This is a genomic window from Streptomyces sp. NPDC057249, assembly GCF_042669245.1.
Lineage (GTDB): Bacteria > Actinomycetota > Actinomycetes > Streptomycetales > Streptomycetaceae > Streptomyces.
Genome location: NZ_JBHUXS010000001.1, coordinates 282,434 through 296,380, shown reverse-complemented (window position 1 = coordinate 296,380; position 13,947 = coordinate 282,434). Strand labels below are relative to the sequence as shown.

At 73.3% G+C, this 13,947-nt stretch carries 13 protein-coding genes; all 13 read left to right on the top strand.

Annotation, left to right across the window (positions count from 1 at the left end):
* Positions 1-40: 40 nt before the first annotated feature.
* Positions 41-1,174: an SRPBCC domain-containing protein gene (locus ACFUJY_RS01425; protein WP_383293869.1), complete on the top strand. Its 1,134-nt coding sequence runs from the start codon at positions 41-43 to the stop codon at positions 1,172-1,174.
* Between the two features lie 21 nt (positions 1,175-1,195).
* Complete coding sequence (locus ACFUJY_RS01420; protein ID WP_383292775.1) at positions 1,196-1,993, top strand: aldose 1-epimerase; 798 nt, start codon at positions 1,196-1,198, stop codon at positions 1,991-1,993.
* Positions 1,994-2,094: 101 nt separating this feature from the next.
* Positions 2,095-2,634: an orotate phosphoribosyltransferase gene (gene pyrE / locus ACFUJY_RS01415; RefSeq protein WP_383292772.1), complete on the top strand. Its 540-nt coding sequence runs from the start codon at positions 2,095-2,097 to the stop codon at positions 2,632-2,634.
* A gap of 202 nt (positions 2,635-2,836) precedes the next feature.
* Positions 2,837-3,859 (top strand): class II fructose-bisphosphate aldolase, encoded by a 1,023-nt coding sequence (gene fbaA / locus ACFUJY_RS01410; protein WP_383292769.1) that lies wholly within the window; start codon positions 2,837-2,839, stop codon positions 3,857-3,859.
* Between the two features lie 94 nt (positions 3,860-3,953).
* Positions 3,954-5,120, top strand: a complete 1,167-nt coding sequence (locus ACFUJY_RS01405; protein ID WP_383292766.1) for a MalY/PatB family protein — start codon at positions 3,954-3,956, stop codon at positions 5,118-5,120.
* A gap of 127 nt (positions 5,121-5,247) precedes the next feature.
* A complete protein-coding gene (locus ACFUJY_RS01400) occupies positions 5,248-6,768 on the top strand; it encodes an MFS transporter (protein WP_383292763.1) in 1,521 nt (506 codons plus the stop codon).
* Between the two features lie 88 nt (positions 6,769-6,856).
* Positions 6,857-7,270, top strand: coding sequence for a DUF3151 domain-containing protein (locus ACFUJY_RS01395; RefSeq protein WP_073966474.1), 414 nt, complete (start codon positions 6,857-6,859; stop codon positions 7,268-7,270).
* A 157-nt stretch (positions 7,271-7,427) separates the two neighbouring features.
* Positions 7,428-8,276, top strand: coding sequence for a tryptophan 2,3-dioxygenase family protein (locus ACFUJY_RS01390; protein WP_383292760.1), 849 nt, complete (start codon positions 7,428-7,430; stop codon positions 8,274-8,276).
* Complete coding sequence (gene kynU / locus ACFUJY_RS01385) at positions 8,269-9,465, top strand: kynureninase (protein ID WP_383292757.1); 1,197 nt, start codon at positions 8,269-8,271, stop codon at positions 9,463-9,465. Before ACFUJY_RS01390 ends, kynU begins: the two co-directional genes overlap by 8 nt.
* A 195-nt stretch (positions 9,466-9,660) precedes the next feature.
* Positions 9,661-10,536, top strand: a complete 876-nt coding sequence (locus tag ACFUJY_RS01380) for an alpha/beta hydrolase family protein (protein ID WP_383292754.1) — start codon at positions 9,661-9,663, stop codon at positions 10,534-10,536.
* A 147-nt stretch (positions 10,537-10,683) separates the two neighbouring features.
* Complete coding sequence (locus tag ACFUJY_RS01375; protein ID WP_383293866.1) at positions 10,684-11,943, top strand: sensor histidine kinase; 1,260 nt, start codon at positions 10,684-10,686, stop codon at positions 11,941-11,943.
* On the top strand, positions 11,940-12,620 hold the full coding sequence (locus ACFUJY_RS01370; protein WP_383292751.1) for a response regulator: 681 nt from the start codon (positions 11,940-11,942) through the stop codon (positions 12,618-12,620). The genes ACFUJY_RS01375 and ACFUJY_RS01370 overlap by 4 nt, the downstream gene beginning before the upstream one ends.
* Before the next feature lie 93 nt (positions 12,621-12,713).
* The gene (locus tag ACFUJY_RS01365; RefSeq protein WP_383292748.1) at positions 12,714-13,937 is read left to right on the top strand and encodes a cytochrome P450; all 1,224 of its coding nucleotides are present in this window, start codon (positions 12,714-12,716) and stop codon (positions 13,935-13,937) included.
* Positions 13,938-13,947: the final 10 nt, after the last annotated feature.

The window sequence follows — 13,947 nt, the reverse complement described above, 5'->3', positions numbered from 1 at the left end:
CGGCCGGGGCTGAGTAGGCTCGTTCACCATGGAGCATGAGGTGTTCGTTCCGGTTCCGGTCCCGGCCCTGCGGCGGACGCTGGGCGACCCCGTCCGGGTCGCCCGGTGCGTACCGGGGTTCCAGCAGGACGCCGACGCGTCGGCGGGCCCCCTGGCGGGCCGGCTCAGAATCCGGGCCGGCGGCCACACCATCACGTACCGGGGCACGCTGCGGCTCACGCCGTTGCCGGGCGACCCGGACGTGGACTCCGTGCACGCGGTCCTGGTGGAGGGCGAGGGCGTGGAGGCCCGGGGCGGCGGTTCGGCGCAGCTGTCGCTGACCCTCCGGCTGGCGGAGGGCGACGAGGGCACGTCGATCGCCTTCGAGGGCGGGGCGAGCGGCGACGGCCGCCTCCGGGACCTGGAGCCGGCGGCGGCGCTGTCGACGGCGCACCGCCTGCTCGACCGGTTCGTCCAGCAGCTCGTGACGGAGTCGCTGGCGGCTCAGGGCGAGGGCGCGGCCGACGAGGCGTGGGGCGGCGGGGCCGCCGGCGACGGGGTTCCGGGGGACGGGACGTCCGGCGGTGGTGCCCCGGCCGACGGGGCTTTTGCCGGTACGCCGGAGACACCCGGTGCCGCCGAGGCCGTCGCCGATGAGCTGGCGGTCGGGGAGGCCGTGGAGAAGGCGCTCGAAGAGGCCGCCGAGGAGGCGGACCAGAGCGGCCCCGAGCCCTCGGCCGGCTCCCCGCTCAGCGGCTCCGGTCCCGTGAGCGGCGCCGACGAGTCGCTGCCGACGCACGAGGCGGCCCCCGACGAGGCGCCGGGTGCGGACCAGCCGGGGGAGCGGGGTGCGGAACAGGACGGGGAGCCGTCGCGGGACGGGTCGCGGGACGAGTCGCGGGACGGGGAGTCCCTGTTCGACGCGCCGATTCCGCCGTCGTCGCTGGACCCGGTCGCCGGGATCGAGTTCACCGTGCCGGACGGGCCTCCGGCCGAGGCCGCGCATGCCCGGCGCACCATGATCGGGCGCAGTGCGGAGGAGGTCGACCACGCCCCGCCGCGCGGCCGCTACGCCCCCGTCCCCTCGCCGGATCCGGGCGGGGCGGGTGCGGCGCTGCGCTGGGTCGCCCCGGCGGCGGCGCTGGCCCTCGCCTCGGCGGTGGTCGTCAGCCGGGCGTTGCGGCGCCGGAGGTAGCGGCGCCAGTAGGGTCGTTCCGTGAGCAGTAGCGAGAAGGACGTCCGGCTCTCCGTCGGCGACACAGAGTTGACCGTGAACCCCGCCAACGGCTGCCGTATCAGCAGCCTGCGGATCGGCCGTACCGAACTGCTGAGGCAGGGGGAGCGGTACGGCTGCTTCCCGATGGTGCCGTGGTGCGGGCGGACCGAGAACGGGCAGTTCCGCGACGGCGGCGTCCTCCACCAGTTGCCGCTGACGGCTCCGCCGCACGCCATTCACGGCACCGGCCGCGACACGGCGTGGCACACCGCCCTGGAGAGCGGGACGCAGGCGTCGTTCTATTACGACCTGGCCGACCCCTGGCCGTACCCGGGCCGGGTGACCCAGACCTTCGAACTGGCCGAGGACTCCCTCACGTTGGCCTTCGGCATCGAGACGTACGGGGACTCCTTTCCGGCCCAGGCGGGCTGGCACCCGTGGTTCCGCCGCCGCCTCGACACCGGTGAGGAGGTCCGCATCGACTTCGACGCCGCCTGGCAGGAGGAGCGCGGCGAGAACCACCTGCCGACCGGCCGCCGGATTCCGCCCCGGCCCGGCCCGTGGGACGACTGCTTCGGGATGCCGGACGGTGTCGACGTCACCCTCACCTGGCCGGAGCGGCTGGAGCTGACGGTGAAGAGCCGGTCCGAGTGGGTCGTGATCTACGACGAACAGGACGAGGCGGTCTGTGTGGAGCCGCAGTCGGGTCCGCCGAACGGGCTGAACACCGACCCGCGCTACGTCACCCCGATCGAGCCGCTGGAGATCGCCACCACCTGGAGCTGGCGCCGGCTCTGAGCGCGGGGCGCCGGCGGGCGGGCTCCGGGCTCGGGCGGGCTTGGCACTCGGGCGGGCTCGGGCGGGCCGTCGCGGAAAACGCGCGCCTTATCCTCGTAGCCATGACTGACGTACGTGCTGAGCTGCTCCAGCAGATCAAGGACAAGGCCGTGGTTCACGGCAAGGTGACGCTCTCCTCCGGCCTGGAAGCCGACTGGTACATCGATCTGCGCCGCATCACGCTGGACGGCAAGGCCGCCCCGATGGTCGGTCAGGTCATGCTCGACGCGACGGCCGAGCTGGACTACGACTGCGTGGGCGGTCTGACGCTCGGCGCCGACCCGGTCGCCACGTCGATGCTGCACGCCTCCGCGGCCCGTGGCCAGGAGCTGGACGCCTTTGTCGTCCGCAAGGCGCAGAAGGCCCACGGGATGCAGCGCCGGATCGAGGGCGCGGACGTGAAGGGCCGTCGCTGCCTCGTCGTCGAGGACACCTCGACCACCGGCGGCTCGCCGCTGACCGCCGTCGAGGCCGTGCGCGAGGCCGGCGGCGAGGTCGTGGCGGTGGCGGTGATCGTCGAGCGCGGTGCCGCTCCGGCCATCGCCGAGGCGGGCCTCCCGTACGTCCACGTGTACACGGTCCCGGACCTCGGCCTCGCCTGACCTGGCAGTTTGCCCGAAGGCGGTCGGTTTCACGTGAAACCGACCACCCTTCGGCGTACGCCTGCGCGCGGGAGTCGCCCGGGCTGGGAGGCACCGCCGGGTGGAGCCGGGACCAGAGTCTGGGAAGATGGGGGCGACGATGACGTCGCCCCCAGGTCAGGGACCCAGCAACGCACACCCGCACATCCCAAGGAGCGGACAGATGCCCATCGCAACCCCCGAGGCATACGCCGAGATGCTCGACCGGGCGAAGGCAGGCAAGTTCGCCTACCCGGCCATCAACGTGACGTCGACCCAGACCCTGCACGCCGCCCTGCGCGGCTTCGCGGAGGCCGAGAGCGACGGCATCGTGCAGATCTCGACCGGCGGCGCGGAGTTCCTGGGCGGCCAGTACAACAAGGACATGGTCACGGGCGCCGTCGCCCTCGCCGAGTTCGCGCACATCGTCGCCGCCAAGTACGACGTCACCGTCGCGCTGCACACCGACCACTGCCCCAAGGACAAGCTGGACGGCTACGTCCGGCCGCTGCTCGACATCTCCGCCGAGCGCGTCGCCAAGGGCCTGAACCCGCTGTTCCAGTCGCACATGTGGGACGGCTCGGCCGAGACGCTGGCCGACAACCTGGCCATCGGCCAGGAGCTGCTGGCCAAGGCCGCCGCCGCCAAGATCATCCTTGAGGTCGAGATCACCCCGACCGGTGGCGAGGAGGACGGCGTCACCCACGAGATCAACGACGAGCTCTACACGACCGTGGACGACGCGCTCCGCACCGCCGAGGCGCTGGGCCTGGGCGAGAAGGGCCGTTACCTGCTGGCCGCCTCGTTCGGCAACGTGCACGGCGTCTACAAGCCGGGCAACGTCGTCCTGCGCCCGGAGCTCCTCAAGGACCTCCAGGAGGGCGTCGGCGCCAAGTACGGCAAGACGTCGCCGTTCGACTTCGTCTTCCACGGCGGCTCCGGCTCCACCGTCGAGGAGATCACCACCGCGCTGGAGAACGGCGTCGTGAAGATGAACCTCGACACCGACACCCAGTACGCCTTCACCCGCCCGATCGTGGACCACGTGTTCCGCAACTACGACGGTGTGCTGAAGGTCGACGGCGAGGTCGGCAACAAGAAGGTCTACGACCCGCGCAGCTGGGGCAAGTCTGCCGAGGGCGGCATGGCCAAGCGCGTCACGGAGGCGTGCGCCGCCCTGCGCTCCACCGGCACCAAGCTGAAGTAATCCGGCACGGATGTGTGGCGTGGGCCCGTCACCCCTCGGGGTGTCGGGCCCACGGCATGTCCGGACCCGTCACGCACGACCCGAGGGAACAGCTGTGAGTACGTCCTACGACTTCGACACCGTGATCGACCGCCGCGGCACCTGGTGCGTCCAGTGGGACGGGGTCGCGGACCGCTTCGGCGTGGACGGGCTGCTGCCGTTCACCATCTCCGACATGGACTTCGAGACCGCCCCCGAGGTGCTGGCCGCGCTGCGGGCCCGGCTCGAACACGGCGTCCTCGGCTACACGGACTGGCGGCTGGGCGACTTCCGGTCGGCCGTCGCCCACTGGTACGCGACGCGGTACGGCACCGCGATCGACACCGGGAGCCTGGTCTACGGGCCGTCCGTGCTCAGCCAGTTCTCGCAGCTGCTCCAGATGTGGACGGCGGAGGGCGACGGGGTGGTCCTGCACACGCCCACGTACGACGGCTTCCGCAAGGCGGTCCACGGACTCGGGCGGGAGCTGCGGGGCGTACCACTGGGGGACACGGACGCGCTGGAGCGGGAGCTCGCGCGGCCGGACAGCAAGGTCCTCGTGGTCTGCTCCCCGCACAACCCGTCCGGACGGGTGTGGACGGAGGCGGAGCTCGCCGGGATGGCCGAGCTCGCCGCACGCCATGGCGTGGCCGTGATCAGCGACGAGATCCACGCGGACTTCGTGCACGACGGACGTCCGCACGTGCCGTGGACCCGGGTGGGCGGCGACGCACGCTGGGCGGTGATCAGCTCGGCCTCGAAGTCGTTCAACTTTCCCGCGCTGACCGGTTCGTACGGACTGATCGGGCGGCCGGAGGACCGGGCCGAGTACCTGCGCCGGATGGAGACGGCGGAGGGCCTCGCCTCACCGGCGGTGCTCTCGCTGACCGCGCACATCGCCGCGTACCGGAAGGGTGGGCCCTGGCTGGACGCGGTGCGCGCGTACGTCGCGGAGAACCTGGCCCTGGTCGCCGAGCGGCTGAACGCCGCGTTCCCCGCCCTGGAGTGGGAGCCGCCGCAGGCCGGGTACCTGGCCTGGATCGATCTGCGGCGCGCGGGCGTCCAGGACGACGAGGCGTTGCAGCGCGTCCTGATCGAGCGGGAGCGCGTCGCGGTGATGCCGGGCAGTACGTACGGGGCCGAGGGCTTCGTCCGGCTGAACGTGGGGTGCGCGCGGAGCAAGGTCGAGGCCGGGCTCGACGCGCTGATCCGGGGTGTCGAGGCGGTACGGGCCGACGTCTGAGGGCCGGGCCCTGTCCGGCCGTTCGCGTCGTCCGCCGGGCTCCGGGCGGACGACGGAACGGCCGGGCAAGGTCTTTCCGGTGGTCTTCCCGGTGGCCTTTCGGCCGGGTGCCGACGATGCTGAGGCCATGGAGAAGAGTGAGGCGGACGGGCCCGCGATCCGGGTGGCCTCGCCCGTCGGGCGGTGGGTCGTCCTGACGACGGTGCTCGGGTCGAGCATGGCCATGCTCGACTCCACCGTCATCAACGTCGCCCTGCCCCGCATCGGCGACGACCTGGGCACCGACCTGGCCGCGCTCCAGTGGACCGTCAACGCCTACATGCTGACCCTGGCGGGGCTGATCCTGCTGGGCGGGGCGCTCGGCGACCGCTACGGGCGGCGGCGGGTCTTCGTGGTCGGCGTCATCTGGTTCGCCGCCGCCTCGCTGGTCTGCGGCCTCGCCCCGAACGCCCCCGTACTCATCGCCGCCCGCGCTCTCCAAGGGGTCGGCGGCGCTCTGCTGACACCCGGCTCGCTGGCCCTGATCCAGGCGAGCTTCCATCCCGACGACCGGGCCCGCGCGGTGGGGCTGTGGTCCGGGTTCGGCGGGGTCGGCGCGGCCGTGGGGCCGTTCCTGGGCGGCTGGCTCGTCGACGGGCCGGGCTGGCGCTGGGTGTTCCTGCTCAACCTGCCGCTCGCCGCCGTCTGCGTGCCGGTCGCGCTGCGCCACGTACCGGAGTCCCGGGACCCGGAGGCCCAGGGGCGGTTCGATGTCGCGGGTGCCGCCCTCGGCGCGGTCGCGCTGGCCCTGGTGACGTACGCGCTGATCGACGCGCCGGGGCAGGGCGCCTCCCCGGCCGTGATCGGGTCGGCGGCGGGCGGGGTGCTCCTCGGCGCCGCCTTCGTCCAGCTCGAACGGCGGCGGGCCCACCCGATGCTGCCGCCCTCGGTGTTCGCGTCCCGCCAGTTCACCGCCGTCAACGTCGTCACCCTGTGCGTGTACGCGGCGCTCGGCGGCTACTTCTTCCTGTCCGCGATCCAGCTCCAGGTCGTCGCCGGGTACTCGGCGCTGGGCGCCGGCACCGCGCTGCTGCCGACCACCCTCCTGATGCTGCTGTTCTCGGCCGCCTCGGGTGAGCTGGGCCAGCGCATCGGGCCGCGCGTACCGCTCACCGTCGGGCCGCTGATCGCCGCCGCCGGCATGCTGCTGATGCTGCGCGTGGGACCGGGCTCGAACTCCGTCACGGGCTACCTGACCGACGTACTGCCCGCCGTCGCCGTCCTGGGCGCCGGTCTCGTCACCGTCGTGGCGCCCCTCACCGCGACCGTCCTGGCCTCCGTGGAGACGGGCCGGGCCGGGCTCGCCAGCGGCATCAACAACGCCGCCGCACGCGCCGCCGGCCTCATCGCGGTGGCCGCGCTGCCGCTGCTCGCCGGCATGGGGCCGGAGGCGTACCGGGACGCCGGGGAGTTCGCCGCGACGTTCCGGCGGGCGATGCCGATGTGCGCCGGACTGCTGGTGCTCGGCGCGCTGATCGCCTGGGCGACCGTGCGCACCCCCGCCCCCGTGGACGACACCGCGCGGCCCGAGTGCGCGGTCCACTGCGGCGTCACCAGCCCGCCCCTGGAGCCCGAACCGGAGACCGGGCCGCCGGACACCGCGGGCTGACGGCCGCGGCGGCCCCGAAGCCGCACCGACCGGGCGGGATTCGTGCCCACCGGGTCCTCGGCGGGCCCGTGCCAGGCACACTGGGAGCATGTCGATCCACGAGAACCTGCTCGGGGGCCCGCCCCCGACCCACCTGCCCGACGACCCGGAGCCGCGCGAACTGCTCGCCGCCGGCACGGCCCCCGCCGACGTCGCCGCGAAGTACCCGACCTCCTCGCTGGCCTGGGCGCAGCTCGCCGACGAGGCGTTCGAGGGCGGCCGGGTCATCGAGTCGTACGCCTACGCCCGCACCGGCTACCACCGCGGCCTCGACGCGCTGCGCCGGGCCGGCTGGAAGGGCCACGGCCCCGTGCCGTTCGAGCACGAGCCGAACCGTGGCTTCCTCCGCGCCCTGCACGCCCTCGCCCGGGCCGCGCAGGCCATCGGCGAGCAGGAGGAGTACGAGCGCTGCTCGACGTTCCTGCGCGATTCCTCGCCGACCGCCGCCGAGACCCTCGGATAGCCGACGCCGCACCGCAGGCCCCGCAGCTCCGCATCCGCGGCTGCGGGGCCTGCGCGTGTCCGGAGCAGGCGTTTAGTATGCGAACAGGGGACCGGGGCTCCACTTCCGCAGGGAAGGGGCGGACCGCTACCCGGAAGCTCGTGTCGAGGAGACAGCGATGTCGACGATTCACCCCGACCCCGAAGCCACCGGTGCGGCGACCCCGCACCTCGACTTCGCGGGCACGACTCCGTACGAGGACTATGTCCAGGCGGATGTCCTGACCCACCTCCAGCACCTCCGCTCGGACGATCCCGGCGAGATGGTCTTCCTGGTCACCACCCAGGTCATGGAGCTGTGGTTCACCGTCATCGTCCATGAGTGGGAGACCGCCGCGCACGCGATGCGCGAGGACCGCCTGGACGTCGCGCAGGACGCGCTGAAGCGTTCGCTGCGCGAGCTGGAGGCCCTGAACGCCTCCTGGACACCGCTCGCCCAGCTCACCCCCGCCCAGTTCAACTCCTACCGGTCCTCGCTCGGCGAGGGCTCCGGTTTCCAGTCGGCGATGTACCGGCGAATGGAGTTCCTGCTCGGCGACAAGTCCGCGTCCATGCTGGTGCCGCACCGGGGCGCGCCCCGCGTCCACGCGGAACTGGAGAAGGCCCTCGCGGAACCCGGCCTGTACGACGAGGCCCTCGCCCTGCTCGCCCGGCGCGGGCACGCGATCCCGGAGGCCGTGCTCGGCCGGGACCTGACCCAGAAGTACGAGCCGTCGCCCGAGGTCGAGGCCGTCTGGGCGGAGATCTACGCCAACCCGGACCAGAACGACGAGCTGGTCCGCCTCGGCGAGGTGCTCACCGATGTGGGCGAGCTGGTGTGGCGATGGCGCAACGACCATCTCCTCGCGACCCGGCGGGCCATGGGCTCCAAGACCGGCACCGGCGGCTCGGCCGGCGTGGCCTGGCTGGAGAAGCGCGCCACGAAGAACGTGTTCCCCGAGCTCTGGACGGCCCGCAGCCATGTCTGACCTGCGAGAGCGCGCGCAGGCGCTCGACACCTCCGATCCCCTCGCGCCGCTGCGCGAGCTGTTCACCCTCGACGAGACCGTCTACCTGGACGGCAATTCGCTCGGCGCGCTGCCGCGCCACGTGCCCGCCCGGGTGCAGGAGGTCCTCACCCGCGAGTGGGGCGAGCTGCGCATCCGGTCCTGGGGCGAGAGCGGCTGGTGGACGGCGCCGGAACGGATCGGCGACCGCATCGCCCCGATCGTCGGCGCGGCGGCCGGCCAGATCGTCGTCGGCGACTCGACCAGCGTGAACGTCTTCAAGGCCCTCGTCGCCGCGACCCGGCTGGCACCGGCGGGCCGCGACGAGATCCTGGTCGACGCGCGGACGTTCCCCACCGACGGCTACATCGCCGCCTCGGCGGCCCGGATGACCGGCCACCGGATCGTGCCGGTCGCACCCTCGGACGTGCCGGACGCGCTCGGTCCGCGGACCGCCGCCGTCCTGCTCAACCACGTCGACTACCGCTCGGGCCGGCTGCACGACCTGCCGGGGCTGACCGCCGCGGTGCGGGCAGCGGGCGCGATCGCCGTCTGGGACCTGTGCCACAGCGCGGGGGCGCTCCCGGTCGGCCTGGACGAGCACGGCGTGGACCTCGCGGTCGGCTGCACGTACAAGTACCTCAACGGCGGCCCCGGCTCGCCCGCCTACCTCTACGTCGCCGAGCGCCACCAGGCGTCCTTCGACTCGCCCCTTCCGGGGTGGACGTCGCATGCCGACCCGTTCGCGATGACGCCCGGTTACACCCCGGCGGACGGTGCGGTGCGGGGCCGGGTCGGTACGCCCGACATCCTGTCCATGCTGACCCTGGAGGCGTCCCTGGACGTCTGGGACGGGGTCGGGATCGAGGCGGTCCGGGCCAAGTCGCTGGCCCTGACGGACTTCTTCCTGGAGTGCGTCGAGGCGTATGCCCCCGAGGGCCGGGTCGCCTCGGTCACCCCGGCCGCCCACGCGGAACGGGGCAGCCAGGTCGCGCTGCGGTGCGACGACGCGGAGCCCGTGATGGCCGAGCTGATCGCGCGCGGGGTCGTCGGGGATCTGCGCCGGCCCGACGTGCTGCGGTTCGGTTTCACACCGCTGTACGTGGGGTTCGCGGACGCGGAACGCGCGGCGCGGGTGCTCGCGGAGGTTCTGGGCGCTCCGGCGGCGTAGGCTGCCGCATCCGTCCGGTGACCGGCTCGCCCCGGTCACCGGACGGCGCCGTGGTGCGGGCCGGCCGTCGTGCCGGGGCCGGCCCGCGCGGAGTCCCGGGGCGCCGATTCCCGGTGCGCGCGGCCGTTCGCCGTACTGGTACCGTCCCCGCAGGTCAGGCCAGTTGGGCCGGACGACAGGGAGGGTGGGAGCAGGATGTCGGACTCTGCCGCGCGCGAGCGGGACGCCGCCGAGACCGAGTCGGCGTTCTCGCATCCGGCCGTCGCCCCCGACGCGTCCGCCTCCTACGGCGGCCATCCCGACCAGATCGTCGACTTCTACGCCCCGCGCGGGGGCCGCACCGGCGCACCGGTCGTGGTCGTGCTGCACGGCGGCGCGTGGCGGGCTCCTTACGACCGGGCGCATGTGTCGCCGTTCGCGGACTACCTGGCGCGGCGCGGGTTCGCCGTGGCCAGTGTGGAGTACCGGCGCGGCAGCGAGCTTCCGCAGCAGCGCGGGACCGGCCCGGTCGCGGGGCGCTGGCCGGAGACCTTCGACGACGTGGCCGCCGCGATGGACGCGCTGCCGGAGCTGCTGGCGCGGGAGCTGCCGGCCGCGGACGCCCGCCGGATCGTGGTCACCGGGCACTCGGCGGGAGGGCAGTTGGCCCTGTGGGCCGCCGCCCGGCACGTACTGCCGGAGGGGTCCCCGTGGCGGCTCCCGAGGCCGCCCGCACTGCGGGGCGTGGTGGCGCTGGCACCGATCGCGGACTTCGGCTCGGCGGTCGCGCTCGACGTGTGCTCGGGGGCGATCGGGCAGCTCCTGGGGCCCGCGGCGGACTTCGCCGAGCGGAGCGCGCACGCGGACCCGTCGCGGCTGCTGCCCACGGGCATCGCGACCGTGGTCGTCCAGGGCACGACGGACCTCACGGTCCCGGCGGCCGTCTCCGAGGCGTTCGTGGACGCGGCGGCGAAGGAGGGCGAGACGGTGGGACTGACCCTGCTGCCGGACGTCGGCCACTTCCCCTTGATCGACCCCGCCGCCGACGCGTGCGCGGTGGTCGCGGAGGAGATCGCCCAGCTCGCCTGGTAGGGCGTCGCGGCGGGCGCGCGTAGTACTTGCGACGGACGGCCGGGAATCCGCATCACTGCTGACGACCCGGTCCGCCGCCCCGCCTACCGTGGAAGCGTGACCGAGACCAAGACCAGAAGCCCCGAGCTTTTGTTCGCCGCGCGTGCGATGAACGACCTCTGGGACGACCTCTTCGAGGACGCCTTCGCCTACCGGCCGATGGCACCGATGCGCACGGACGGCTCCCTGACCGGGCGGTTGCCGGAGCGCCTCGCGGCACTGGCCGCGTGGACCCCGCACGCGGCCGTGCTGGGCGCCGCGCTGATCACCTTCATGGCGGGGTTCACCGTGACCGGCAACGCCGGCGTCCTGCTGTCCGGGCTGCTGCCCGCCGTCTGTGTGGCGATGACGCTGATCAGGCCGGTCGGGGCGTTCTGGATGTCGATGGCCCAGGTACCGGTGAACGTGGTGGTAGGCGGCTACGAACCGTGGGCGCCGAGCGTGTTCATCTCCCACCTGGTGGTGCTGTTCGTCGTCGCGGCCAGGACCCGGCCGCGCACCGCCGCCTGGATGTGGGCACTCACGCTGCTGCTCGGCCTCGTCGTGGAGGGCGTCGTCACCGGCGGGGCCGGCGGGCCGAACACCGCGGGCATGACGGTCGTCTCGGCATTCGCGCTGCTCCTGGTGAGCATGGTCCAGGTCCGGCGGGAGGCGCAGCGCGAGGTCACCGTGCAGCGCACCGTCACCGCCGTCGAGCGCGACCGGCGCACGCTGCTGGAGGAGCGCACCACGATCGCCCGCGAACTCCACGACGTGGTCGCCCACCACATGTCCGTGGTCGCCATCCAGGCCGAGGCGGCCCCGTACCGGGTGGAGAACCCGCCGCCGGAGCTGGAGCAGGCGTTCGTCACGATCCGGGAGAACGCCGTGGCCGCGCTCACCGAACTGCGCCGGGTCCTCGGCGTCGTCCGGGCCGACGACTACGAGGCACCGGACGCGCCGCAGCCCACCCTCGCCGACCTCGACCGGCTGCTCGCCAACGTCGGGGACGCGGGCCTGGTGACCGAGAAGGCGGTGACCGGCGCGGTCCGCGAACTGCCCCAGGGCGTCGAACTGTCGGCATACCGGATCATCCAGGAAGCCCTCAGCAACAGCCTGCGGCACGCCCCGGGCGCCACGGCCAGGGTCGAGATCGGCTACGTCCTCGGCGGGCTGGGCCTGCGCGTGGTCAACGGCCCGCCGACCGCACCGGTGAAGCCGTCGCCGGGTGCCGGTCACGGCATCACCGGGATGCGGGAACGGGTCGCGATGCTGAACGGCGAGATGACCGCCGAGGCCACCGCGGAGGGCGGTTACGAGGTCACGGCCTTCATCCCGGCCCAGCGGACGGAGCCGGGTGCGCCCGGTGCCTTCAAGGAGCAGGTATGACGACGCAGCCCCCCGCCCCGCCGATCCGGGTCCTGATCGTCGACGATCAGATGATGGTCCGCGAGGGCTTCTCCGTCCTGCTCAACGCCATGCCGGGCATCGAGGTCGTCGGCGAGGCGGTGAACGGCCGCGAGGCCGTCTCCCAGGTCGCCGCGCTCCGCCCCGACGTGGTGCTGATGGACATCCGCATGCCGGAGCTCAACGGCATCGAGGCGACCCGCGAGATCGTCACCGCCGACGAGGACGCGAAGGTCCTGGTCCTCACCACCTTCGATCTCGACGAATACGTCTACCAGGCCCTGCGCGCGGGGGCCTCCGGCTTCCTCCTCAAGGACGCCTCGGCCCGCCAGCTCGCCGACGGCGTACGTGTGGTCGCCGCCGGCGAGGCCCTGCTGGCCCCCACCGTGACCCGGCGCCTGATCACCGAGTTCTCCAGACTCGCCGCCGCTCCCCGCCCTCCGGCCCTGGCCCGGGTCGGCGACCTCACCGAGCGCGAGACGGAGGTGCTCGTCCTCATCGCCCAGGGCCTGTCGAACGCGGAGATCGCCGGGCACCTGGTCGTCGCCGAGTCGACCATCAAGACCCATGTGAGCCGCATCCTCGTCAAACTCGGCCTCCGCGACCGCACCCAGGCCGCCGTCTTCGCCTACGAGGCCCGCCTGGTCACCCCTTCCTGAGCACCCCTTCCTGAGCACCCCTTCCTGAGCACTCCTTCGAAAGCACCCCTTCCTCAGCACTCCTTCCTCAGCGTCGTGGTCTAGCGTCGGCCCATGGAACAGCCCAGTACCTCCCCCGCCCCGTTCGACCCCTGGTCGGCGGCGTTCGTCGCCGACCCGTACCCCGCCTACGCCGAGCTGCGGGCCACCGGCCGGGCGCACTACTTCGAAGCCACCGACCAGTGGCTCGTCCCGCACCACGCCGACGTGTCGGCCCTGCTGCGTGACCGGCGGCTGGGGCGCACCTACCTCCACCGGTTCACGCACGAGGAGTTCGGCCGGACGCCGCCGCCCCCGGAGCACGAGCCGTTCGAGACCCTCAACGGGCAAGGGCTGCTGGACCTCGAACCGCCGGACCACACCCGCATCAGGCGTCTGGTGTCCAAGGCGTTCACCCCGCGCACCGTCGAACAGCTCGTCCCCACCGTCCAGCGGCTGGCCGCCGGACTCGTGGACGACTTCGTCGAGCAGGGCGGAGGCGACCTGCTGGCGGCCGTCGCCGAGCCGCTGCCCGTCGCCGTGATCGCCGAGATGCTCGGTATCCCGGAGTCGGACCGGGCCCCGCTGCGGCCGTGGTCCGCGGCGATCTGCGGGATGTTCGAGCTCAACCCGTCCGAGGACACCGCCCGCGCCGCCGTCCGCGCCTCCCTCGAATTCTCCGCGTATCTGCGCGAGCTGATCGCCGAGCGACGCGCGCACCCGGGTACCGACCTCATCTCCGCCCTCGTCGCCGCCCACGACGAGGGCGAGCGGCTGACCGAGCAGGAGATGGTCTCCACCTGCGTCCTCCTCCTGAACGCCGGGCACGAGGCGACCGTCAACACCACGGTCAACGGCTGGTGGACGCTGCTGCGCCACCCCGGGCAACTGGCCGCCCTCCGCGCCGATCACGGGCTCCTGCCCACGGCGCTGGAAGAACTGATGCGGTACGACACCCCCCTCCAGATGTTCGAGCGCTGGGTCCTGGACGACATCGAGATCGACGGCACGGTCATCCCACGGGGCTCCGAGGTGGCGCTGCTCTTCGGCTCCGCCAACCGGGACCCCGCTCGCTTCGCGGCCCCGGACACCCTGGACCTCGCCCGGCGGGACAACCCGCACATCACCTTCGGCGCCGGCATCCACTTCTGCCTGGGCGCCCCGCTCGCCCGGGTCGAGCTGGCCGCCTCCTTCGGTGAGCTGCTGCGCAAGGCACCCGGACTGCGACTGGCTGCCGAGCCCGAGTGGAACCCGGGCTACGTCATCAGGGGCCTGAAGGAGCTGCGGGTCGAGGTGTGAGGCTGTGGGC